Source organism: Taklimakanibacter albus (genome assembly GCF_016595235.1).
Classification (GTDB): domain Bacteria; phylum Pseudomonadota; class Alphaproteobacteria; order Rhizobiales; family Aestuariivirgaceae; genus Taklimakanibacter; species Taklimakanibacter albus.
This window is the reverse complement of the sequence record NZ_JAENHL010000008.1, coordinates 2,309,452-2,331,423: the sequence shown is the minus strand read 5'-3', so window position 1 is coordinate 2,331,423 and position 21,972 is coordinate 2,309,452. Positions and strand designations below refer to the sequence as shown.

The 21,972-nt window shown below is 64.6% G+C and carries 20 protein-coding genes and 1 tRNA gene; 11 read left to right on the top strand and 10 right to left on the bottom strand.

Annotation, left to right across the window (positions count from 1 at the left end):
• The first annotated feature begins 23 nt into the window (after positions 1 to 23).
• The gene (locus tag JHL16_RS34075) at positions 24 to 1,193 is read left to right on the top strand and encodes a Gfo/Idh/MocA family protein (RefSeq protein ID WP_200189363.1); all 1,170 of its coding nucleotides are present in this window, start codon (positions 24 to 26) and stop codon (positions 1,191 to 1,193) included.
• Positions 1,194 to 1,244: 51 nt separating this feature from the next.
• On the opposite strand, the gene JHL16_RS34070 is transcribed toward JHL16_RS34075, so the two are convergent.
• Positions 1,245 to 1,616: a VOC family protein gene (locus JHL16_RS34070; protein WP_200189361.1), complete on the bottom strand. Its 372-nt coding sequence runs from the start codon at positions 1,614 to 1,616 to the stop codon at positions 1,245 to 1,247.
• Positions 1,617 to 1,688: 72 nt separating this feature from the next.
• Here JHL16_RS34070 and pncA point away from each other — a divergent pair, with 72 nt between their 5' ends.
• Together pncA and JHL16_RS34060 are read left to right on the top strand one after the other, a co-directional pair.
• Complete coding sequence (gene pncA, locus JHL16_RS34065; RefSeq protein ID WP_200189359.1) at positions 1,689 to 2,297, top strand: bifunctional nicotinamidase/pyrazinamidase; 609 nt, start codon at positions 1,689 to 1,691, stop codon at positions 2,295 to 2,297.
• Positions 2,294 to 2,998 (top strand): fumarylacetoacetate hydrolase family protein, encoded by a 705-nt coding sequence (locus JHL16_RS34060; protein WP_200189357.1) that lies wholly within the window; start codon positions 2,294 to 2,296, stop codon positions 2,996 to 2,998. Before pncA ends, JHL16_RS34060 begins: the two co-directional genes overlap by 4 nt.
• A 59-nt stretch (positions 2,999 to 3,057) precedes the next feature.
• Here the strand turns inward: JHL16_RS34060 and JHL16_RS34055 are convergent, their stop codons facing one another.
• Positions 3,058 to 4,497 carry an aldehyde dehydrogenase family protein gene (locus JHL16_RS34055; protein WP_200189355.1) on the bottom strand — a complete coding sequence of 480 codons (1,440 nt, stop codon included), beginning with the start codon at positions 4,495 to 4,497 and terminating at the stop codon, positions 3,058 to 3,060.
• A 72-nt stretch (positions 4,498 to 4,569) separates the two neighbouring features.
• On the opposite strand from JHL16_RS34055, the gene JHL16_RS34050 reads away from it, so the two are divergent.
• Positions 4,570 to 5,436: an NAD(P)-dependent oxidoreductase gene (locus JHL16_RS34050; RefSeq protein WP_200189353.1), complete on the top strand. Its 867-nt coding sequence runs from the start codon at positions 4,570 to 4,572 to the stop codon at positions 5,434 to 5,436.
• Between the two features lie 31 nt (positions 5,437 to 5,467).
• Entirely contained in the window at positions 5,468 to 6,634 is a 1,167-nt protein-coding gene (locus JHL16_RS34045) for a pyridoxal phosphate-dependent aminotransferase (RefSeq protein ID WP_200189351.1), read from the top strand.
• A gap of 249 nt (positions 6,635 to 6,883) precedes the next feature.
• On the opposite strand, the gene JHL16_RS34040 is transcribed toward JHL16_RS34045, so the two are convergent.
• From JHL16_RS34040 to JHL16_RS34015, 6 genes are all read right to left on the bottom strand, one after another.
• Positions 6,884 to 7,726, bottom strand: coding sequence for an EamA family transporter (locus JHL16_RS34040; protein ID WP_200189350.1), 843 nt, complete (start codon positions 7,724 to 7,726; stop codon positions 6,884 to 6,886).
• A 118-nt stretch (positions 7,727 to 7,844) separates the two neighbouring features.
• Positions 7,845 to 8,405 carry a TadE/TadG family type IV pilus assembly protein gene (locus JHL16_RS34035; RefSeq protein WP_200189348.1) on the bottom strand — a complete coding sequence of 187 codons (561 nt, stop codon included), beginning with the start codon at positions 8,403 to 8,405 and terminating at the stop codon, positions 7,845 to 7,847.
• Between the two features lie 4 nt (positions 8,406 to 8,409).
• Positions 8,410 to 8,943: a TadE/TadG family type IV pilus assembly protein gene (locus JHL16_RS34030; protein ID WP_200189346.1), complete on the bottom strand. Its 534-nt coding sequence runs from the start codon at positions 8,941 to 8,943 to the stop codon at positions 8,410 to 8,412.
• A 116-nt stretch (positions 8,944 to 9,059) separates the two neighbouring features.
• Complete coding sequence (locus JHL16_RS34025; protein WP_200189345.1) at positions 9,060 to 9,521, bottom strand: pilus assembly protein N-terminal domain-containing protein; 462 nt, start codon at positions 9,519 to 9,521, stop codon at positions 9,060 to 9,062.
• A 179-nt stretch (positions 9,522 to 9,700) separates the two neighbouring features.
• Positions 9,701 to 10,534, bottom strand: a complete 834-nt coding sequence (locus JHL16_RS34020) for a phosphoenolpyruvate hydrolase family protein (RefSeq protein WP_200189344.1) — start codon at positions 10,532 to 10,534, stop codon at positions 9,701 to 9,703.
• A complete protein-coding gene (locus JHL16_RS34015; protein WP_246771251.1) occupies positions 10,531 to 11,769 on the bottom strand; it encodes a Tm-1-like ATP-binding domain-containing protein in 1,239 nt (412 codons plus the stop codon). The genes JHL16_RS34020 and JHL16_RS34015 overlap by 4 nt, the downstream gene beginning before the upstream one ends.
• Positions 11,770 to 11,869: 100 nt before the next feature.
• Between JHL16_RS34015 and JHL16_RS34010 the strand changes: the two genes are divergently transcribed.
• Together JHL16_RS34010 and JHL16_RS34005 are read left to right on the top strand one after the other, a co-directional pair.
• A complete protein-coding gene (locus JHL16_RS34010) occupies positions 11,870 to 12,403 on the top strand; it encodes an invasion associated locus B family protein (RefSeq protein ID WP_200189343.1) in 534 nt (177 codons plus the stop codon).
• A 10-nt stretch (positions 12,404 to 12,413) separates the two neighbouring features.
• Complete coding sequence (locus JHL16_RS34005; protein ID WP_200189342.1) at positions 12,414 to 13,238, top strand: lysozyme inhibitor LprI family protein; 825 nt, start codon at positions 12,414 to 12,416, stop codon at positions 13,236 to 13,238.
• Between the two features lie 6 nt (positions 13,239 to 13,244).
• Here JHL16_RS34005 and cmk read toward each other — a convergent pair whose 3' ends face one another.
• Both cmk and aroA read right to left on the bottom strand, forming a co-directional pair.
• On the bottom strand, positions 13,245 to 13,871 hold the full coding sequence (gene cmk, locus JHL16_RS34000) for a (d)CMP kinase (protein WP_200189340.1): 627 nt from the start codon (positions 13,869 to 13,871) through the stop codon (positions 13,245 to 13,247).
• A complete protein-coding gene (aroA, locus tag JHL16_RS33995; protein WP_200189338.1) occupies positions 13,868 to 15,202 on the bottom strand; it encodes a 3-phosphoshikimate 1-carboxyvinyltransferase in 1,335 nt (444 codons plus the stop codon). The genes cmk and aroA overlap by 4 nt, the downstream gene beginning before the upstream one ends.
• Positions 15,203 to 15,351: 149 nt before the next feature.
• On the opposite strand from aroA, the gene JHL16_RS33990 reads away from it, so the two are divergent.
• The 4 genes from JHL16_RS33990 (at position 15,352) to JHL16_RS33975 (ending at position 21,949) form a co-directional block, all read left to right on the top strand.
• A complete protein-coding gene (locus tag JHL16_RS33990) occupies positions 15,352 to 15,777 on the top strand; it encodes a TIGR02300 family protein (protein WP_200189336.1) in 426 nt (141 codons plus the stop codon).
• A gap of 223 nt (positions 15,778 to 16,000) precedes the next feature.
• Positions 16,001 to 16,076 (top strand) — tRNA-Ala (locus JHL16_RS33985).
• A 58-nt stretch (positions 16,077 to 16,134) separates the two neighbouring features.
• The gene (locus tag JHL16_RS33980; RefSeq protein WP_200189334.1) at positions 16,135 to 16,419 is read left to right on the top strand and encodes a hypothetical protein; all 285 of its coding nucleotides are present in this window, start codon (positions 16,135 to 16,137) and stop codon (positions 16,417 to 16,419) included.
• 172 nt (positions 16,420 to 16,591) lie between these two features.
• On the top strand, positions 16,592 to 21,949 hold the full coding sequence (locus JHL16_RS33975) for an autotransporter domain-containing protein (RefSeq protein WP_200189332.1): 5,358 nt from the start codon (positions 16,592 to 16,594) through the stop codon (positions 21,947 to 21,949).
• The last annotated feature ends 23 nt before the right edge of the window (positions 21,950 to 21,972 follow it).

Sequence of the window (21,972 nt, the reverse complement as noted above, 5' to 3'; positions counted from 1 at the left end):
GCAAATCTCAGGAGGAAACAATCATGGCCATCGAAGGAAGAAGCGACGCCAAGCAAGGCGGGCGCATCAGGCTCGGCATGGTGGGTGGCGGCCAGGGCGCCTTCATCGGCGCGGTACACCGTCTCGCCGCGCGTATGGACGATCAATATGAGTTCGTCGCCGGCGCTCTGTCGTCGAGCCCCGAGCGCTCACGTGCCTCGGGCGCCGAGCTGGGGCTTGCTCCCGACCGCATCTATACCGACTACCGCGAGATGGCGAAGGCCGAGGCCAACCGCAAGGACGGCATCGAGGCGGTCGCCATCGTGACGCCCAACAACATCCATGTGCCGGCGGCGAAAGCTTTCATCGAGGCGGGCATCCATGTGATCTGCGACAAGCCGCTGGCACTGTCGCTGAAAGAGGCGAAGTCGCTCGAGACCTTGCTCAAGAAGAAGAATGTCGTCTTCGCGCTGACCCATAATTACTCGGGCTATCCGATGATCCGCCAGGCACGCGAGATGGTGGCGAAAGGCGAGCTCGGCCAGATCCGTCTCGTCCAGGCCGAATATCCACAGGACTGGCTCACCGAGGACATCGAGAAGTCCGGCCAGAAGCAGGCGGCCTGGCGCACCGATCCGAAGCAGTCGGGCGGCGGCGCCATCGGCGATATCGGCACCCACGCCTATCAGCTCGCCTGCTTCGTCTCGGGCCTCACCCTCGACGAACTCGCCGCCGACATGACCAGCTTCGTGAAGGGCCGCAAGGTTGACGACAATGTCAATGTCATGCTGCGTTTCAAGAACGGGGCGCGCGGCATGTTGTGGGCAAGCCAGGTGGCGCCCGGCAATGAGAACGGCCTGCGCCTGCGTGTCTATGGCACCAAGGGTGGCCTCGACTGGACACAGGCCGACCCGAATTATCTGTGGTTTACACCGTTCGGCCAGGAGAAACGTCTGATCACCAGGGGCGGCGCTGGCTCGGGCGCCACGGCCGGCCGCGTCACGCGTGTGCCGCCCGGCCATCCGGAAGGGTATCTCGAAGGTTTCGCCAATATCTACACCGAAGCCGCCCGCGCCATCATCGCCCGGCGTGCGGGCAAGAAGCCCGACAAGGACGTCAATTTCCCCGGCATCGAGGACGGCGTCGCCGGCATGGCCTTCATCGAGGGCTGCAAGAAGTCGTCGGCCAGGAACGGCAAGTGGACGAAGGTTTGAACATCTCTCTCACCCGTCATCCCGGCGAAAGGCTGGGATGACGGTGAGGGGTCATGTGTCGGCGCGCTTCTCCATCAGCTCGATCCGGTTGCCGAAGGGATCATCGACATAGACCCGGTCATAGCCGGGCAATGGCTCGTCCCGCCGGGCAACGACGCCGCCTTCCGCCAGCCGCGCAACAAGCCCGGCGAGATTTTCCACCAGGAACGCCGGATGCGCTTTTCGGGCCGGCCGGAAATCCGCCTCGACGCCGAGATGGACCCGGATCGTGCCGCGCTCGAACCAGCAGCCGCCCCGCTTCTTGAGATTGTCCGGTTTCTCCACCTCAGCGAGGCCGAGAAGCGCGCCATAGAAGTGGCGCGCCTGATCCTCGCCGCCGGCCGGCATGGCGAGTTGGATGTGGTCGAGCTGAAGCAGCGGCATGTCACGATTCCCGTCTTGCGGTCGACCCCGATTTAGCATAACAGGCGAGCCCCAATCGAGGATCGCGAGGCCATGGCGGTGCGTGAAGGCGAGGTGCTTCTGGTCATCGACGTGCAGAATGATTTCTGCCCCGGCGGCCGCCTCGCTGTGCCCAAGGGCGACGAGGTCATCCCCGTCATCAACCGGATGGCGCGCGGCTTCCGCCATGTGGTGCTGACCCAGGACTGGCACCCGGACGGCCATTCCTCCTTCGCCTCCACGCATCCCGGGCACGACGCCTTTTCGACCATCGCCATGCCTTATGGCCAACAGACCTTGTGGCCGGATCATTGCACCTGGGAGAGCGCCGGCGCCGCATTCCATCCCGGTCTCGACATCCCGCAGGCGGCGCTCGTCATCCGCAAGGGCTTCCGCCCTGAGATCGACTCCTATTCCGCCTTCTTCGAGAATGACCGCAAGACCCCGACCGGCCTTCTGGGGTATCTGCCTGAGCGCCAGCTGACCCGCATCGTCTGCGTCGGCCTCGCTTTTGATTACTGCGTCCGCTACTCGGCCGAGGACGCCGCCCAGCATGGTTTTGACACGATCGTGGTCGAAGAAGCCTGCCGGGCTATCGATTTGAACGGCACCGCCGCCCAAACCAAAGCGGCCTTTCGTGACAAAGGGATCAAGCTCACATGAATCTCCGTGACCGCGTCCTCGATTTCGTCGTCGACCTCGCCCCCTTGCCGGCCGTGCCGGTGGCGGGCACCCGCAAGACTTTCCCGGTGCGCCGGCTTTATTGCATCGGGCGCAATTACGCCGAGCATGCCCGCGAAATGGGCCATGACCCCAAGCATGAAAAACCCTTCTTCTTCCAGAAGGCGCCGGATTCGGTCGTGACCGACGGTGTCTTTCCCTATCCGCCGGCCTCCGCCGACGTTCAGCACGAGATCGAACTGGTGGTGGCGCTGAAAGCGGGTGGCCACAATGTTCCCGCCGCCAAGGCGAAGGACCTCATCTATGGCTATGCCGTCGGCCTAGACATGACACGCCGCGATCTCCAGGCCGAGGCCAAGAAGCAGGGCCGGCCCTGGGAGACCGCCAAGGCCTTCGACCGCGCCGCACCCATCGGCGCCATCACGCCGGTCGAGCAGACGGGCCTTCTCCTCAAGGGGCCGATCACCCTCGATGTGAATGGCGAGCGCCGCCAGTCGGGCGATCTCGCCGACATGATCTGGCCGGTGGCCGATGTCATCGCTGAATTGTCGCAGTTCTTCATGCTGGCGCCCGGCGATCTCATCTTCACCGGCACGCCGTCCGGTGTCGGCGCCATCAAGCGTGGCGACAAGCTCCATGGCGAGATTGTCAAGCTGGCGCCTCTCGATGTGACGGTGACCTGATAAAGCTATCCTCCCTCCGCCGCCCAAGGCGGGGAGGGAGATTCTCCACGCACCGCTTTTCACATCGCGTTGATATAGGACGTCTTGGTCGCGGTGTAGAATTCCGCCGCATGGCGGCCCTGCTCGCGCGGACCATAGCTCGAGCCTTTGCGGCCGCCGAACGGCACGTGATAGTCGACGCCCGCCGTCGGCAGGTTGACCATCACCATGCCGGCCGCCGAATTCTTGCGGAAGTGATTGGCATATTTGAGCGACGAGGTGCAGATGCCGGAGGACAGGCCGAAGCTCGTGTCATTGGCGATGGCCAGCGCCTCGTCATAGGACTCGACCTTGATCACCGAGGCGACCGGTCCGAAGATTTCCTCGCGGTTGATGCGCATCTTGTTGGTGGTGTTCACGAACAAAGCCGGGCTCAGATAGTGGCCCTTGGTGTCGCGGTTGAGGAGTTCGCCGCCCCAGGCGAGCTCGGCGCCTTCATGCCGGCCGACATCGATATAGGAGAGATCCTGCGCCAGCTGGTTTTCGTCGACCACCGGGCCGATCTGGGTGCCGTCCTTCAGCGCATGGTCCACTTTAAGCGCTTTCAGCGCCGCCACCGTCTTGTCGATGAAGGCGTCATGCAGCTTGCTCTGTACGATGAGGCGCGAGGAGGCGGTGCAGCGCTGGCCGGTCTGGAAGAAGGCCCCGTCGACTGCGGCCGCCACCGCGGTGTCGAGATGGGCATCGTCGAGCACGATCAGCGGGTTCTTGCCGCCCATTTCGAGCTGGAACTTGGCGCCGCGGGTGGCGCAGGCCTGGGCGACGCGGGCTCCCGTCGCCACCGAGCCGGTGAAGGAGATGGCACTGACGTCCTTGGAGTCGAGCAAGGTCTGGCCGACCACCGAGCCCTTGCCCATCACCAGATTGAGCACGCCCTTCGGCAGACCGGCGCGGGAGAGGATCTCCACCAGCGCCCAGGCCGAGCCCGGCACCAGATCGGCCGGCTTGAACACCACCGTATTGCCGAAAGCGAGCGCCGGCGCCATTTTCCAGGCCGGAATGGCGATCGGAAAGTTCCACGGGCAGATGAGGCCGACGACGCCCAGAGGCTCGCGCGTTACCGTGATATCGACGCCCGGGCGCACCGAGGCGATGGCGACGCCCTCGACGCGCAAGGTCTCCTGAGCGAAGAATTTGAAGATCTGGCCGGCCCGCATCGTCTCGGCGATCCCATTGGCGAGCGGCTTGCCTTCCTCGCGGGCGAGCAGCTTGCCGATCTCGTCCTTGCGGGCGAGGAGCTCGACGCCCGCCGCTTCCAGGATGTCGGCGCGCTGCTGCGGCGTCGTGGCGGCCCAGGCGGGAAAGGCGGCCTTGGCGGCGGCGATGGCGGCTTCGGCGTCGGCCGCATTTGCCTGCGTATAAGAGCCGATGATGTCGGAGAGGTCGGACGGGTTTATATTGTCTTTGGCATGGTCGCTGCCGACCCACTCGCCATTGATGAAATTCTTGTGCAGTGTCATTAGGGTAACCTCTCCCGATTTGCGGCGGCGGAAGCTATAGCATCTGATTGCCGCGATGCGAAAGGACGCGAGATGAAGGTCGGTTTCATCGGTCTGGGGTTGATGGGGTCCGGCATGGCCGGCCATCTGATGGCGGAAGGCCATGAGTTGTGGCTCATGGCGCATCGCAACCGCAGCTTCATCGATCCCTTGCTGCAGAAGGGCGCGCATGAAGCGGCGGATTTCAAGGCCCTCGCCGCCAATACGCAAGTGATGATTCTCTGTCTCACCACCGCCAAGGTGGTGGAGGAGACCCTCACCGCGCTCAAGCCTCATCTGGGCCGCGGTCAAACGATCATCGACACCGGCACCACCAGACCGGAGACGACGCGGCGCCTCGCCCATGAGCTCAAGATGCTGGGTGTCGCTTATGCCGATGCGCCGATGGCGGGCGGGCCGGAACAGGTGGCGAAGAAGGAGGTGGGCGTCCTCATCGGCGCCGAATGGGAAACCTACGAGGCGATCCTGCCGATCGTCTCCGCCTATGCGAGCCGCGTCAAATATTTCGGCCCGCCCGGTTCGGGCCATGTGGCCAAGCTCATCTCCAACTATCTGGTCATCGGCATGATCGGCCTCGTCGCCGAGGCTTTCCGCACCGCTCATGCCGCCCAGGTCGACTGGCAGGATCTCTATGAGGTGATGCAGAACGGCTCCGGCAATTCGGGTGTCCTGCGCAAGATGATGGATGCGGCCTTGGCCGGCGATTTCGACGGCTACAAATTCTCGCTCGCCAATGCCGCCAAGGATATCGGCTATTATGCGAGCCTCGCCGACGAGCTCGGCCAGCTGACGCCGCTCACTCAGGCGGTGGAGCAGATCTTTGCTGAAGCCGTCGCCACCGGCCATGCCGGCCGCAATGTCAGTCACCTTCTCGATCCAGCAATCGATGATGTGACATAATTTTCAACTCTCCAGGAAAAGTCGCAGGACAATGCTCAAGCTCAATCCCAACATCACCGTCATCGAAGAGGAAGGCGCCTTCGCCGTTCTCGACCGCGCTTTGGCGCTCAAGGCGAAGGGCGCTCCCGTCATCAATCTCGGCATCGGTCAGCCGGATTTCTCGCCGCCGCGCCACATCTTGGAAGCAGCCGAGAAGGCGGTGCGCGATGGGCCGCATGGCTATACGACGCCAATCGGCATTCTGCCTCTGCGCGAAGCGGTGGCGGCGCATATTGCGGGCCGCTTCAAGGTTCCGGTCAGCGCCGATGAAGTCGTCATCGTGCCGGGCGGCAAGGTGACCTTCTATTTCGCCTGTCTTCTTTTCGGTGGGCCGGGCGCCGAGATTCTCTATCCCGATCCGGGCTTCCCGCCCTATCGCGAGGCCATCCGTTCGGGCGGCGCCAAAGGCGTGCCTTATCCGATCCGCGAAGAGAAGGATTTCGGCTTCGATGCCGATGAGGTGCTTTCCCTCATCACACCTCAGACGCGCCTCATCATGATCAATTCGCCCGCCAACCCGACCGGCGGCGTCGTCGATGCCAAGGAGATCGAGAAGCTCGCGCAGGGTCTGGCGAAACATCCCAATGTCGCGATCCTGTCGGACGAAATCTACAGCCATCTCGTTTTCGCAGGCGCCAAGTTCACGAGCTTCCTGAGCTTCCCCGAATTGCGCGACCGCACCATCATCCTCGACGGCTGGTCGAAGACCTTCGCCATGACCGGCTGGCGGCTGGGCTTCGGCATCTGGCCCAAGGCGCTCGTCGATCACGTGCGCAAGCTCATCACCGTCGATCATTCCTGCGTCAATGTCGCGGCCCAGATGGCGGGTCTCGCGGCGATGACTGGGCCGATGGACGAGATCGAGGGTTTCCGCAAAAGCTTCGAGAAGCGCCGCGGCATCGTCGTCGATGGCTTGAATGCGTTGAAGGGCGTCAGCTGTCGCATGCCCGGCGGCGCCTTCTATGCCTTTCCCAATGTGAAGGGCACCGGGCGCAATTCCCGCGATCTCGCGCGTGAGCTACTGAACGAAGCGCATGTGGCGCTCATCCCGGGCGAAAGCTTCGGCGACAATGGTGCCGGCTATCTGCGCCTCTCTTATGCGGCGAGCGAGGCCGAGCTCAAGGAAGCGCTGGCGCGGATGAAGAGCTTCTTGGGATAGGCCCAGCGCCGGCACGCCGCCGTGAACTGATCGCATTTTGGCTGGATGGCCGGGTCAAGCCCGGCCACAAGAAAGGGCCATGCCGGGCGCGCGATCCTTTAAGGGGCTGAGGGTGAAAAGGCGGCGCCGGCATGGCGGGGCAGTCGGGTGATGCCAGGAAATAGGGAACGCAACTGACGCCTCCTGGTGTTCTTAACCTGCCTTTAATTTGTGACAGGGGAATGACGCGCCCTTGCTACAGCGGATGATTCACGCCAGCCTGAGCGCCACGGCCCCTATCACGATCAGGACGGCGCCGAGCAGCCGGAGGCCCGTCACCTTTTCCTTCAGGAAATAGGCCGACATCAACATGACGAACAGGATGCTGGTTTCGCGCAGCGCCGCCACGGCGGCGATGGGCGCCAGGCTCATGGCCCAGATGACGATCCAATAGGCCGCGCCCGAAAAGAGGGCCGCGGTCACGCCACTTTTCCAGGACGGCAGCACCTGCGCGAAGACTTTCGGGCCCCGCATGATGAGCGCGGCCATGATCATGAACACGCCGTCGAGCACGAACAACATGCCGGCATAGGCCGAGGCCGAGCCCGACAGGCGGGCGCCCAAGCCGTCGACCAGCGTATAGGCGGCGATGAAACCCGAGGTGCCGAGCGCGAAGAACAGCGTGAGGCCGTCGAGCCGGATCGACCGGCTGCCCGGCCTGGCCGTGAGCCAGATGCCGGCGACGAGGAGCAGGATGCCGAGCGCGCCGAAGCCGGTCACTGCCTCTCCGGCAAGGACCCAGGCGCCGATGAAGGTGAGAAGCGGCGCCGTACCGCGCGCGATCGGATAGACCTGCGAGAGGTCGCCGGTGCGGTAGCTGCGGGCCAGGAAGATATTATAGCCGGTATGGAGCAGCCCCGAGGCGATGATATAGGGATAGCTTTCGGCTTTAGGCCACGGAAATACGCTGAGCATCACGGCGCCCATGACCACCATGACGCAGGAGATCAGGAGCAGCGCCAGGAAGCGGTCGAGATCGAGCTTGACCAGCAGATTCCAGCTCGCATGCAGGAGGGCTGCGACCAGGACGGCGAGAAAGATGTGAAGTTCCACTTGGGCCCGAAGTCAGATGTCCGGCGTGGGGCCGGATTTCATGATTTGAGCTGCTCTATACCGCAAGTCGCGCCGTCGGCAAATTGCTGGAATACAGGGCTGATCCGAACGTGCCGTCTCAGCTGCAGCCGGCGGTGCAGTCGAGCGTCTTGCCGAGCCGCGGCCGCATGCTGATCTGATAGGTCATGGTCACGGCCTTGAACTTGAAGACGCTCAACACGATGGGCTGCATCGTGGTGCACACTTCGGCGATCAGGATGTCGTTGGCCTCGGTCATCTCGCCGGTTGCGATGGCCAGCAGTCCTGCGGCATCGGGAGCATTGCTGCAATCGGCCCCCCGGCTATAGCTCCATTGCCGTTTGGCGCTGCCGCCGTCCTTGCGAAAGTTGCGAATGGTCAGATTGACATTGGAGAGGGTGAGCGGGGCGATGATGTCGCCGACCGCCGTCCAGTATTGGCCGATCTGCGTGCCCGTCACGGTGCCCGGATTCTGGGTGGTGAGATCGGCGATGGTGCTGCCCGCAACCACCAGCCGGCGATGCGCCATATACCAGTTTGTGAGGTCGACGGCGCCGAAATAGATGAGCAGCAGCAAAGGGGCGATCAGCGCGAATTCGATCGCGGCGAGGCCCTTCTGGTCACGGGCGAAGCGGCTGATCTTGCGGACGGGCTGGCGCATGGTTTCACCCGCCAAAAGGTTCGTTGCGGAACAGGGCGCCGGCGACGATGCGGCGTGTGTTCTCGTCGACATTGCCGAGCATGCTGATCTTCGGAATGAACAGCTTCCAGTCGTAGCTCACCTGCACCAGGGTCCATTCCGAGGCCGCTCCCACCTCCCAGCGCTGCTGCGTCGTCGCGGTCGCCGTCATCAGATTGGTGCGGTTGGTGAAGGTCGGCGTCGAGGATTTGGTGACGAACACCCGTATCTTGGAGCAGTCGAGATAAAAGGCGACATTGCCGCACAGGATCTCGCGGAAGCGCCCCTGGCTGATCCCCTGGGTCTGCACCTGTCCCGTGCGGATGAGCCTGGCGGTCTGATTCACGCCATTCTGCAGCGAAATGTCGGTGAAGAGCATCGTCGCCGTCTCGAAGACAAGGGAGATCAGCGCGAAGAAGGGAAGCGCGATGAAGGCGAATTCAATGGCGGTCGCACCATCGTCCTTGCGACGGAAAAGCCGAAGCCGTTGCTTGAAGCCCTTGATGCTGCGCCGCCCCATGGGAGATTCTGGCCCTGTTCAACCGATGAGTATCGTGGCGGCCGGTGTATCAGCCCGCCATTGCGGTGGATTGAAGAAATTCATTCAAATTTTAGGGAAATCCGGGTGAACGTGGATTACTCCGCCTTGGACGAGCCGTTCGCCAGGTCGGCCTTGGTCTGTATCTCTTTCGAGAGCGGATCGAATACACGCACCACGTCATCGCCCACTTGCAGAGTCTGCTCGCAGGTCGGTGCGCAAGCCAGGCTCATGCGCCCACCCGCCTTGAACACATGGACGGCGTTCTTGTCGGTGATCTGGACCGTGACATCGAGCGCGGCGAGCTGATTGCCTTCGCGGTCGAGAATGATGAGATTGGTCACACCATAATTGCGGCCCATCAGCACCACCTGGTCGCCACGCACCGTGACATCGGCGATATTGGGATTGCCGACCACCACCATGCCGGGCTGGCCGCTGACACTGATGATCTTGGCCTGGTCGGCGTTGATCACCACATCGCTCGCGGCGAGCGCCGGCGCGGTCAGGGCGGTGAGGATGGCGGCACAAGCGAAACTGGTTAAGGAAAGCTTAATCATGGGGAGGACCCTCATAGATCACGATCAGGTCAGGTCGGTTCCCGATCTGAGCTGATAAACGTGATCGAATCTCGATTTGCGCGTAATCGGACGGAAAACCGGCAGCCAATTTTCCTGATCACGCGCTAGCGGGTGCGATTTGACCCGAGAATGGTGAATCTTCCCTTACAGGCGAGGCTTTACTTCCGCCCGATGGCCTTGAACTTCCGCGTCTGCTCGATGAGGGCGCGTTCGACCGGCAGGCGCTCCATCGACGAGGCGCCGTAGAAGCCGTGGCAGCCGGGGCAGGATTTCAGGATGAAGTCGGCATCGGCCGGCTCGGCGATCGGTCCGCCATGGCAGAGGATGATGATGTCGTCGCGGATCTTGCGCGCCGCCTTGATCATCGCATTGATGAGCTTGGCGCTGTCGTCAAGCGTGAAGGCGGTGGATGCCCCGATGGCGCCGCCGGTGGTGAGCCCCATATGGCAGACCAGGATATCGGCGCCGGCTTCGGTCATCTGCACCGCCTCGTCCACGGTGAAGGCGTAAGGTGTCGTCAGCATGTTCTTCCGATGCGCCAGCCGGATGAGATCGACCTCGAGCCCGTAGCCCATGCCGGTCTCTTCCAGATTGGCGCGCATCCGGCCGTCGAACAGGCCGACGGTGGGAAAATTCTGGACGCCGGCGAAACCGAGCGCGCTCAGCCGGTCGAGGAAGTCGTCGAAGATACAGAACGGGTCGGTGCCGTTGACGCCTGCCAGCACCGGCGTCTTCTTGACGACCGGCAGCACTTCGCGCGCCATGTCGAGCACGATGTCATTGGCATTGCCATAGGCCATCATGCCGGCGAGCGAGCCTCTGCCCGCCATGCGGTAGCGGCCTGAATTGTAGATGATGATGAGATCGATGCCGCCCGCTTCCTCGCCCTTGGCGGAAAGGCCGGTGCCGGCGCCGCCGCCGATGATCGGCTCGCCGCGTTTGATCATGTCGCGGAAGCGGGCGATCAGCTCTTCACGTTTGAAACGGCTCATGAGGTCTCCGTGATCTCGCGGAAGGCCGTGACCAGCGCATCGGCGAAGTGAGGGTCATTGATATGAAGCGGCAGCTTGATCAGAAGGTGATCCGGGCTCGCCTCGAAATCCTGCTCGATCGCCCTGAAGAGCGCGTCATCCGCCGCTTCGTCGCAGAAAGGCTTGCCGGCCTCATCGAGCGCGGAAACGCCTTTCATCGGCAGGAGGAAGCGCACTTTGCCCTTCATGCGGTTGAGCTTCTGCGCGATGAACCGGCCGATCCGTGCATTCTCCTGGGGCGTGGTGCGCATCAGCGTCACATTGGCATTGTGGATATGGAATTGCCTTTCGCCGAACTGCGCCGGCACGGTGTCGCGGGCCCAGAAATTCACCATGTCGAGCGCGCCGACGGAGCCGACATACGGAATGGCGTGCTCGGCGAAGACATCGAGGCGCCGGGGCCCGGCGCTGAGCACGCCGCCCACGGTCTCATCGGCGATCTCGGTGGTGGTGATGTCGAGCACGCCGGTGAAGAAGCCCGATCCGGCCAGCGTCTCGAAGGACTGTCCACCCGATCCGGTGGCGTGGAAGACGATGCAGTCATATCGCTCGTCGAGCAGCTTCGTCACCGCTTGCACGCAAGATGTCGTCACCCCGAACATGGTGAGGCCGATGGCGGGCTTTTCGTCGGCACCAGGAAGCGGTTGGGCCCGCATCATGCCGGCAAGCGCTCCCGCCGCATTGGCGAGGACCGTGCGCGAGATGCGGTTGAGCCCCGAAATATCGGTCACCGGATAGAGCATGGCGATGTCGGAGGACCCGACATGCGGACGCACATCGCCGCTCGCGATGGTGGAGACCATGAGTTTCGCGACACCGACGGGCAGCGCCCGCATCGCCGGCGTGGCGAGCGCCGTGGCGCCGGATCCGCCGGCGGAGATGAGGCCACCCAGATCGTCGCGCGATTTGGCGAAGATGGCGAAGGCTTCCGCCATGCGGGCGACGGCGCTGCCGCGTTCGCCGGTGAAGACGGCTTGCGCCGCCAGCGGATGAAAGGTCGCGACCGTCGTCGCGGCGATGTCGGCTTCGGCCGGGCTTTTGGCGCCCGACGTCGAAAGGTCGACGGTCACCGTGTCGATGCAGTGTCCTTTCAGGCAGTCGCGCAAATAGAGCAGCTCACGCGCTTTGGTGTCGAACGTGCCGGCGACATAGGCCCGCTTGGTGTCGTGTTTCCCCGCCATGGGTCGACTGTGCATGAGTGGCGGCGCCTCGGCAATATGACTTCCGTCGGTCGGGGTTAATCTCGTTCGCGGTCGTGATTTTGGCAATGCGGCATCTGCCTGTACTATGCGGACCATGATCAGAACCTTGCTCAGCTCCGGCCTCTTGTTCCTGGCTCTTACCGGCAATGCCCTGGCGGCGCCGCAGAAGGAAACCTTCCGCGACTGGGCCGCCGGCCTGGACGAGGTCAATACCGGCGAAGACCTGCGCAAGACCTGTCGGGCCGAGACATCGACGTCGGCTGATGGCGGCCAGACCGCGACGCTCGCCATCGCGATCGGCGATGGCGATGTGCTGCCGCCCGATGCCTATCCGGCGATCACGATTTCCATGACCGCGCCCGCGCCCGCGGGCGAGGGTATCCCGGTGGCTTTCGAAATCGGCGGCAAGCGCCTCGACATTCAGGCGGTCGGCGACGGCAAGCAGGTGACCATCAATAATGCGAAGGAAACGAGCCTCACGCTGTTGCGCGCCATGGCCGCGGGCAGCACGATCGATATCACCGTGGCGGGCAAGCCGGTTCCGGCTCTGTCGTTGAAAGGCTTCACCGCCGCTTACCGCCAGATCGGCGCCTGGTGCGGATTCCCAACTGGCGACGTCGCGAAATAGGAGAGCTGCCATGTTCCGGTCCAGTCTATGCGCCGCGGCCGTCGTGGCAATCCTTGCCGCGTTGTCTTCCGTCGCTTCGGCCGCAAGCTTCGATTGCGGCAAGGCGGCGAAGCCCGACGAGATTGCCATTTGCAAGACGCCGGACCTCTCTGCGCTCGACAGCGAGATGGGCGGTCTGTGGTTCGCCTTCCGCAAGGTGCCGATGCTGATGGGCGGCAGCGGCGCGCGCATGGACGACGCCCAGAATTTTCTCCAGGCGCGCACTCAATGTGGCGGCGACCTCGCTTGTCTGCGCAAGCTCTACGAGGCACGCATCGCCACGCTGAAGGAGCAGATCGCCCAGGCGATGCAGAATGTCTATGACCAGGAGAATGCCGATCCGGTGATCGAGCCCTGGTCGGTGGGCAACCTGCCCGAGGCGTTGCAGGAGACCGCCGGAACTTATGGCGAGGAGTGCCGCAAGCTCGGGGGCGCCCTGAAAACGGGCGCCGATCTGCCGCGGCTTCTCACCGGCGATCTCGATGGTGACGGCCTGCAGGATGTCGTCTTCGATCCGCAGGCGCTCGACTGCACAGGTGCTGCCACCGCTTTCTGTGGCAATGGCGGCTGCACGATCAAGGTCGCCGTCTCCGGCAACGACTATCGCGATCCGGTCGAGATATTGGGTGCTGCGCCCACATTGACGCTGACCCAGGACGCATCTTCGCTCGATCTCTGGGTCGACAAGACGAATTGCAATTTCACCGGCCAGGACAAAGCCTGCTGGGCCACCTATCGCTGGCCTAAGAGCGGGCGGCCCGAGGTGACATACGCGCTCCGTCCGCTGCCGCAATAAAGAAAGTCAGCGTGGCCTCCTCGTCTCCACGTAAGCGATGGCCTTTGCCAGTGCTTCTTCGCGGCTGAGGTCGGAGGAATCGAGCACATAGGCATCGCTCGCGGGAATGAGCGGCGCGTGGGCACGGCTGCTGTCGCGCGCGTCGCGGGCTTTGATCTCGGCCAGCACGACATCGAAAGCCGGCGCCGCGCTGCGCTCGGCGATCTCGGCGAGCCGGCGTCTGGCGCGCACCTCCGCCGATGCGGTGACGAAAATTTTTGCTTCCGCGTCCGGGCACACCACGGTGCCGATATCGCGTCCGTCCAGCACCGCGCCCGGTTCCTTGCGGGCAAAAGCGCGCTGGAAACCGAGCAGGGCGGAACGAACTTCAGGGTTGACGGCGACGATCGAGGCGGCTTCGCCCACCGCCTCGCTGCGCAGATCCGCGTCATTCACCTTGTCGGGCCGCAAGCTTTCGGCCGCCTTCAGCGCCGCCGCCGCATCGCGCGGATCGCCGCCGGCGCTCACGACACCGAGCCCGACCATGCGGTAGAGCGCGCCCGTATCGAGGAAATGGTAGTTGTAATGCTGCGCCAATGCGCGGGCGAGCGTGCCTTTGCCGGCGGCGGCGGGGCCGTCGACGGCGATGATCATGACAGAGGCTCGATGCGGCAGCCGAGGCCGTTCATGAGGCCGGAGAAGTTCGGGAAGCTGGTGGCGATCATGGCGCCGTCATCGACGCGGACCGGCTTCAGGCTGGCGAGGCCCATGACCAGAAAGGACATGGCGATGCGATGATCAAGATGAGTGGCGACGAGGCCGCCGCCTTGAACCTTGCCGCCTTCGACCTCGAGCCAGTCGGGTCCGGAGCGCGTCGTCACGCCATTGGCGTTGAGACCCGCTTCGACGGCGGCGAGCCGGTCGCTCTCCTTCACCCGCAATTCGTCGAGCCCTGCCATATGGGTGACGCCTTGGGCGAAAGAAGCGGCGACGGCGAGGGCTGGATATTCGTCGATCATCGACGGCGCGCGGCCGGCCGGCACCTTGATGCCTGTGAGCTTCGAGGAACGAACGCGCAGGTCGCCGACTTCCTCGCCGCCCGCCAGTCTCTTGTTCTCGATGGTGATATCGCCGCCCATTTCGATGAGCGTGGTGATGAGGCCGGTGCGCGTCTCGTTCAGCATCACATTTTCGATGGTGATGTCGGAGCCTGGCGCGATGAGGGCGGCGACGATCGGGAAGGCGGCCGAGCTCGGATCGGCCGGCACGTCGATGATCTGCGCCGTGAGCTCGCGCTGGCCGGTGATGGTGATATGGCGGCCGTCAGCCTTGTTCTCGATCGAGATATCGGCGCCGAAGGCCTTCAGCATGCGCTCGGTATGGTCGCGCGTCGCCACCGGCTCGATCACGGTGGTGCGCCCGGGCGTGTTGAGCCCGGCAAGCAGCACGGCGGACTTGACCTGGGCGGAGGCGACCGGAAGCTTATAGGTGATCGGCACGGGATGGCGGGCGCCATGCAGCGTCAAAGGCAGCCTGCCGCCTTCCGCCGTCTCGAAGCGGGCGCCGATCTCGGACAGCGGCACGGTGACGCGGCCCATGGGCCGGCCTGACAAGGAGGCATCGCCGATGCAGCGCGCGGTCAAGGGGGTGGAGGCCATGAGGCCCAGCGCCAGGCGCACGCCGGTGCCGGAATTGCCGAAATCGAGGTCGCCTTTGGGGCTCATCAGGCCCGAAACGCCGACGCCCTGGACGTGCCAGACACCGTCATCCGTGCGCTTCACCTGGGCCCCCAGGGCCTGTACGGCCTTGGCGGTATTGACCACATCCTCGCCCTCGAGGAGCCCTGAGGCGCGGGTTTCACCGACCGCGATCGCCCCCAGCAAGAGCGAGCGGTGCGAGATGGATTTGTCGCCGGGTACCCGCAAGCGGCCTTTGAGGCCCTGGCTGGCTGAGGATTGGAGCGGCGCTGGGCTTGAGCCGTGCACGGAAATATCCACAAATTAACGGGTTTATTTGTCGGGATGGGCTCCTAACATAGGGGTTTTCGCCTGTCACCTTTGCTTTTGACAAGCCAGGCCGGCCATGGCATGGAGCCCCCATCACTCTCATTTTATTAGCCTGTAAAGGATCAACCGTGGTCAAGGCTGAACTCGGAACCAAGCGTATATGCCCGTCCTGCGGGTCGAAATTCTATGATCTCCTGAAGTCGCCGATCATTTGCCCGAAATGCGGGGTGAGCTTCATCGCCGCGCCGTTGCTGCCGTCGAAGGGCGAAGTGCCGCAGGCGGCACCCAAGCGCGAGATACCGAAGCCGGCGCCGGAAGATGCCGAGGAGGTCTCGGAGGTCGAACTCGTCAGCCTCGAGGAGGTCGATGAGGGGGGCGATGGGGATGACGAAACCGCCGCCGTCGCCGATGTCGATCTGGGCGAAGAGGACGATGGCGCCGAGGCCGAAGAGGATTCGACCTTCCTGGTCGAGGACGAGGAAGAGAATTCCGACGTGACCGGCTATCTGGACGGTGGTCCGGGCGGTTCCAAGGAAGGCGAGGAAGAGGTCTAGAGCGCTTCCCGCCAAAGTTGCCCGACTTTGGCGATAAGGAAACGCTCCAGGGGATGGCTCCAAAGCCACCCTTGCCCTGTCGGTAAAACTATCTCGCGCGCCGGCGCAAGTTTTGCTTGATAAATCATGAGGGCGGCACTAGGTTCCGCCCGCTTCGCAAGGCAACCGCCTTGCGGGGCTCCCAATTCGAGGGCCGGACTTAAAGCCCTTGGAAACCCAGTGTGGGGTCATAGCTCAGTTGGGAGAGCGCTTGAATGGCATTCAAGAGGTCGTCGGTTCGATTCCGTCTGGCTCCACCATTTCCCTCTCAAGGGATAAACTCAAAATAATCAGCGATAGATCGTCCGGCGCCTGTTGATGCCGGTGACGGCCCTATTGGCCTTCGCCCATATCGCGAATGAATCTCTGCAAGACATGGACGGCGACGGTGACGTCGGGAGCCTCGACCGCTTCGAGCGGCGAATGGCTGATTCCTTTTTCCGCAGCGCACGAAGATCATCGCGATCCGAGCAAGAGTCGATCCCGGCGCTGCGGATCGCGTCATTCAGTTTGCCGATGTTGCAGTTGGGGAGCAGCGCGGCCGTCGTCGACCTGTTGCGGATGAGCGTCAGTCCATTTTGGGGCAAAAAGCCATATTGTTAGTTACGTAGGATTACTCGCTTGAGTGAAAGCAATTCTTCTCTTAGATCGAAGAGGGGGATTCGAGACTGGGCTGACTCAGTAATGCGTCAGCAGAGTTGCAACATGGAGTTGCACCGGGCCTGCGGCGCTTGCCGATAGAGTACGGTTCTTACAGGGGCGGGACAGTCTGAATATGGTGAGGTGGCTCAAAGCTGCGTGGAACATCTGCGCGCAGTTTCAAGGCAAGGCGCACGCCGTGGCGCTCGCGCTGCCGGCGATCCTGATCCTTCTCTCGCCGATCGCGGCCAAGGCCGCCGACGGCGACGGCTGTAACTATCTCAGGAACAATCTCACCTTCTACGACAACGCAAACTACAACGTCAGCAGCACCGGCCCAACCACCATCATCAATCAGGCGCCGTTCGGACCGCAGACCGGCATCACCAACTTCGCGGCGGGAACCGTAGTCTACTACGAATATACGGTTTCCAGTTCTGCGGTGAACGCCAGGCTGAACCGCGCGCCTCTTGCCGGCGTCGCGACCGTCTTCGTCGATACAAACATCAGCGGCAGCGGTTCCATAACATTGCCGGTGGCCACGCGTTCCATGGCGGCTTCGGCCTATGTGCCGGGCGCCGGCTCCGGCACGGTGACCTGGACGATCTATTGCGGCGTCCGCGCAACCCAGGCCGTCGCTTCGACCTCGGGCACGGTGGGCACGGCGCTGAGCTTCACGCCGGTCACAGCCACTTTCGGCCGCGGAACGCACAGCTATGCGCTGAGCGGCGGCACGCTGCCCGCCGGTCTTTCGTTCAACACCGGCACCGGGGCCATTACCGGCACGCCGACCGCTGCGCTCGCCGCCACCACCTTCACCGTCACCGTGACGCACCAGGGAACGGGTTCCGATTCCAAGACTTTTGAGCTTGCCGTCAATGCGTCAGCGCCGACGATCGCTGCAGCCTTCAGCCCGACCTCCATCGTCACAGGCGGGTCCTCGACCCTGACCGTGACGATCAGCAATCCGAATGCCGGGATGCAGCTGACGGGCGTAGCGGTGTCGGCATCGGCGCTGCCGGCTGGCCTCACCGGATCGAGCCCGACGACGACCTGCACCGGCGGCACCGCCACGCTGGCCGGTGGCGCGCTGAGCCTGTCCGGCGCGACGCTGAATGCGAGCGCTTCGTGCACGGTGTCGATCACCGCCTCGTCCGCCACGCCGGGCAATTACAGCTATACGAGCGGCACGGTCTCGGCCACCGGCCCAGCCCCCGTGTCGGGAAGCACGGCAACGACGCCGACCCCGCTCACCGTCACAGCACCCGCGCCAACGGTGACGTCCGTGGCGCCGGCATCCGGCCCAACCGCCGGCGGGACAAGCGTCATCGTCACGGGCGCCAATTTTACCGGCACGACGGGCCCGGGCGCCGTGCGCTTCGGCGGGACCAATGCGGCGACCTACACGGTCGACAGCGATACGCAGATCACGGCGGTTGCGCCGGCTCATGCCGCGGGGGTGGTCGATGTTACAATCACCGCGCCGGGCGGCACCAGTGCCACGAGCGCCGCAGACCAGTTCACCTATGTTGCGGCGCCGGTCGCCAGCTCGTTCACCGCTTCGGCGCTTGCTTATGACGTCAGTGGCGCGACCTTCAGCGTCGCCGGCCATGCGACGAACAGCCCGACCAGCTATGCGGTGGGCTCGGCGACCACAGCCCAGGGCGGTTCTGTATCGGCCGATGCGGCCGGCCTCGTCACCTACAGCGCGCCGGTCGGCTTCCGCGGCAATGACAGCTTCACTTTCACCGCGACCAATCTGGGCGGCACCTCCAGCCCGGCGACGGTCACCGTGCCGATCAGCAATCCGGTGCTGGTCTCCGTCTTCCCTGTCGGTAGCGGCCAGCGCGGCATTGCGCTTTCGGGCGTGCAGATCAACACCACCGGCGGCAGGTCGCCGCACAGCTGCTCGACCACGCTGAACACGGGCGCCCTGCCTGCCGGCACACAGCTCAACAGTGATTGCACCATCACCGGAACGCCGGCGGCCAGCGGCATCTTCACTTTCACCGCCAATGTGACCGACAGCTCGCTCGGCACCGGCCCCTTCACCCAGGCAACCGGTCCGCTTGTGCTGACCATCTCCGCGCCGACGATCACGCTGTCGCCGGCGGCCGGCGCGCTGCCCGGTGGCTCGGCCGGCGCCGCGTATTCGCAAAGCTTCACGGCAGGTGGCGGCACTGCTCCCTACAGCTATGCGCAGACGTTGGGAACGCTGCCCACAGGCATGACCCTGACCGGCGGCACGCTGTCGGGCACACCGACCACAACCGGTACCTTCAATTTCGATATCACGGCAACCGACAGTTCGACCGTGGGCAGCGGCGGGCCGTACACCAGGGTGCAGTCCTACAGCATCACCGTGGTCCAAGGCGACCAGACGATCAATTTCGGCGCGCTGCCCAATGCCTCGCTCTCGGCCTCGCCACTGACCTTGTCGGCGACGGCGTCGTCGGGTCTGACGGTCGGCTTCGCCTCGTCGACCCCGAGCATCTGCACGGTCTCGGGCACCACGCTCACTTTGCTCCAGACAGGCACCTGCTCGATCACCGCCAGCCAGGCGGGCGACACTGACTGGAACGCGGCGAGCGACGTCGTGCAGAGCTTCACCGTGACCCCGGCCAATCTGGTGCTCAGCACGGGCGGCGTGTCGGGCAACCAGGTGGGCGCCAGCTACAGCCAGTCCAACACGGCCTCGGGCGGCATCGCGCCTTATACATATGCGCTTAATGCCGGGGCTTTCGTGCCGGGCACCAGCCTCGATTCGAGCACCGGCCTGGTGTCGGGCACGCCGACCATTGCCGGCACGTTCAGCTACCAAGTCAGGGTGACCGACAGCCAGGGCACGCCCGTCACCACCATCGGCTCGATCACCACGACGACAATCGCCAAGGGCGACCAGACGGCCAGCTTCACGTCGACCGCGCCCAGCAGCGCGGCGGTGGGAGGTAGCGCCTACACCGTGACCGCGACGGCGACGTCCGGGCTTGGGGTGGTCTTCTCGCCCGATGGCGCCAGCACCGGTTGCGCAGTGACGGGCAACTCGGTCACCTTCACCAGCACCGGCACCTGCCAGATCAACGCCAACCAGCCGGGCGATACAAACTGGAACGCGGCGCCGCAGGTCCAGCAGAGCTTCACGGTCGGGCCAGCCGCGGCGATCTCCGCGTCGGTCACCTTTGCGCCGGCCACTGTGAGCGCTGGCGACACCGGGGCGGTCACCATCACCTTCACCAACACCAATGCGTCCAACAGCCCGGCCTTCAACGCGCTGCTCACCTCGCCGTCGCTCGTCGAGCGGGTGATCGGCGCCCCGGGCGGCACCTGCTCGATCGGCTCGACCTCGATCCCGACCGCGACGACCGTCCAGTTCACCAACATCGTCGTGGCGCCGGGCAACTGCACCATCACGCTCGACTATACCGGCGCCACCGCCGGCTCGACCTCGGGCTTCACCCTCGGCGCCTTCACGCCGGGCGGCTACCCGACCACGTCCGCGACCGCCGGCAACGCCTTCACGGTGGCGCCGACGGTGACCGGCGTGTCGCCGCCTTCGGGACCCGTCAGCCAGGTGGTGACGGTCTCCGGCACCGGCTTCAGCACGACGCCGGGCGACAATATCGTGATGTTCGGCGCCGTCGCCGGCTCCGTGACCGCGGCGAGCGCGACCTCGCTCACCGTCACCGCGCCTGCGACCGGATCGGGTGCGGCGACCGTCACGGTCACCGTCAACGGCCAGACCAGCACCGGCTCCGCGACCTACACCTTCATCGACAAGCCGGTCGCGGCGGACAGGCCGGGCGTGGTCGTCGCCTTCAACAGCCCCGGCACGGCGATCGACCTGTCGGGCTCCATCTCAGGTGGCCCGCACAGCAGCATCTCGATCGGCACGGCTCCGGCAAATGGCACGACGTCGATCGCCGGCGATGTCGTGACCTACACCCCGGCCACCGGCTATTCGGGGCCTGACAGCTTCACCTATACGGCGACCGGTGCCGGAGGCACATCCAACCCTGGCACCGTCTCGATCCAGGTGACCGTTGCGGTTCCGACTGCATCGCCGCTCTCGATCAACGCGCTGGCCGGCCGCACGGTCACCGTCGATCTCACTGGCGGCGCGGCCGGCGGACCGTTCACCGGCGGCGCGCTCGTGTCGATTACCCCGGCCGATGCCGCCGACGTGGAGCTGATTGAGGGCGGGACGGCGATGAACCGCACCTACAGCCTGCAATTCACCTCCCGCACCAACACGGAGCAGGCGGTGACCGTACTCTACACTCTGAGCAATGCCGGCGGCACGTCGGCGCCGCTCACTTTGACCATTCAGGTCGGCGCGCGGTCCGATCCGTCGGACGACCCCGAAGTGCGCGGGCTCGAGGCTGCCGAGACGGGCGCCGCCCGCCGTACGGCCGCGACGCAGATCCGCAATTTCGGCCGCCGCATGGAGCAGTTGCACGACGGTCGCTGTACGCAAGGCATGGGCGCGCGCCTCAGCCTTGGCATCCCGATGTCGGACGACGCGGCGCCGCAGCAGCAGGTCGATGACGACCCGACCCAGCCTGAGCGGATCGACTCCGCCGACGGAACGGCGAGCGACAGCCCGCCCGCAATGGCCGGCGCGGACAGCCAGGACCCGGCCGTCAACTGCGACCTGCGTGATCCGGGCAATATCGAGCTGTGGACCGATGGCACCGTGACGATCGGCAGCCGCGACGCGACCGGTGGTGTGAATGGGTTCGACTTCTCGACCTCCGGCCTTAGCGCTGGTGCGGACATCGTCCTGGCCCCCGGCGTCACCTTCGGCATCGGTGTTGGCGTCGGCCGTGACCAGACCGATGTCGGCGACAATGGGTCGGAGGTCGAGGCAAGCTCGTGGGCCGTCGGCGCCTATGGCAGCTTCCGGCCCGTCGAGGACGCGTTCATCGACGTCCTGGCCGGCGTCGGCGGGATCGACTTCGATCTCACCCGCTACGTGACCGATACGGGCGGTTCCGCCACCGCGGAGCGCAAGGCCGACCTGCTGTTCGGATCGGTCCGCGCCGGCATCGACCGCAATGACGGGCCGCTGCGCTGGTCGCTGTTCGGCGGGATCGAGGCCTCGCGCACCAGCTTCGACTCTTATGTCGAGGACGGGCCAGAGAGCTATTCGCTCGCCTATGACGAGCGGGAGATGGATACGATCAGCGGACTCCTCGGCGGACGGTTCGAATACAGCTTCCTGGCGGGCCACACCATCCTGACCCCGCGCGGCCGGTTCGAATATCGCTACGATTTCGAACAGGCCGAGGGGCAGCGCGTGCGGTTCAGCGACTGGCTGACCGGACCGTCTTACCTGATCGAGGCCGACGGCTGGTCACGCAGCCAGGTGGCGGTGGAGGTCGGCATCGGCGCCGCGTTCCCGACGGGCTGGCAGCTGGGAGCCGATGTCACCGGCGACCTGTCGGGCAACAGCCGGTCGATGGGACTGCGGCTGGAAGTCTCGCGGGGCTTCTGAGCTCCGCGAGTTTGACTGCAAGC

Bases quoted from the DNA above. Each gene is read 5' to 3' on its own strand.
- JHL16_RS34075 (WP_200189363.1), top strand. From the start codon at position 24: ATGGCCATCGAAGGAAGAAGCGACGCCAAGCAAGGCGGGCGCATCAGG.
- JHL16_RS34070 (WP_200189361.1), bottom strand. From the start codon at position 1,616: ATGCCGCTGCTTCAGCTCGACCACATCCAACTCGCCATGCCGGCCGGC.
- pncA (WP_200189359.1), top strand. From the start codon at position 1,689: ATGGCGGTGCGTGAAGGCGAGGTGCTTCTGGTCATCGACGTGCAGAAT.
- JHL16_RS34060 (WP_200189357.1), top strand. From the start codon at position 2,294: ATGAATCTCCGTGACCGCGTCCTCGATTTCGTCGTCGACCTCGCCCCC.
- JHL16_RS34055 (WP_200189355.1), bottom strand. From the start codon at position 4,497: ATGACACTGCACAAGAATTTCATCAATGGCGAGTGGGTCGGCAGCGAC.
- JHL16_RS34050 (WP_200189353.1), top strand. From the start codon at position 4,570: ATGAAGGTCGGTTTCATCGGTCTGGGGTTGATGGGGTCCGGCATGGCC.
- JHL16_RS34045 (WP_200189351.1), top strand. From the start codon at position 5,468: ATGCTCAAGCTCAATCCCAACATCACCGTCATCGAAGAGGAAGGCGCC.
- JHL16_RS34035 (WP_200189348.1), bottom strand. From the start codon at position 8,405: ATGCGCCAGCCCGTCCGCAAGATCAGCCGCTTCGCCCGTGACCAGAAG.
- JHL16_RS34030 (WP_200189346.1), bottom strand. From the start codon at position 8,943: ATGGGGCGGCGCAGCATCAAGGGCTTCAAGCAACGGCTTCGGCTTTTC.
- JHL16_RS34025 (WP_200189345.1), bottom strand. From the start codon at position 9,521: ATGATTAAGCTTTCCTTAACCAGTTTCGCTTGTGCCGCCATCCTCACC.
- JHL16_RS34020 (WP_200189344.1), bottom strand. From the start codon at position 10,534: ATGAGCCGTTTCAAACGTGAAGAGCTGATCGCCCGCTTCCGCGACATG.
- JHL16_RS34015 (WP_246771251.1), bottom strand. From the start codon at position 11,769: ATGCACAGTCGACCCATGGCGGGGAAACACGACACCAAGCGGGCCTAT.
- JHL16_RS34010 (WP_200189343.1), top strand. From the start codon at position 11,870: ATGATCAGAACCTTGCTCAGCTCCGGCCTCTTGTTCCTGGCTCTTACC.
- JHL16_RS34005 (WP_200189342.1), top strand. From the start codon at position 12,414: ATGTTCCGGTCCAGTCTATGCGCCGCGGCCGTCGTGGCAATCCTTGCC.
- cmk (WP_200189340.1), bottom strand. From the start codon at position 13,871: ATGATCATCGCCGTCGACGGCCCCGCCGCCGCCGGCAAAGGCACGCTC.
- JHL16_RS33980 (WP_200189334.1), top strand. From the start codon at position 16,135: ATGCCGGTGACGGCCCTATTGGCCTTCGCCCATATCGCGAATGAATCT.
- JHL16_RS33975 (WP_200189332.1), top strand. From the start codon at position 16,592: ATGGTGAGGTGGCTCAAAGCTGCGTGGAACATCTGCGCGCAGTTTCAA.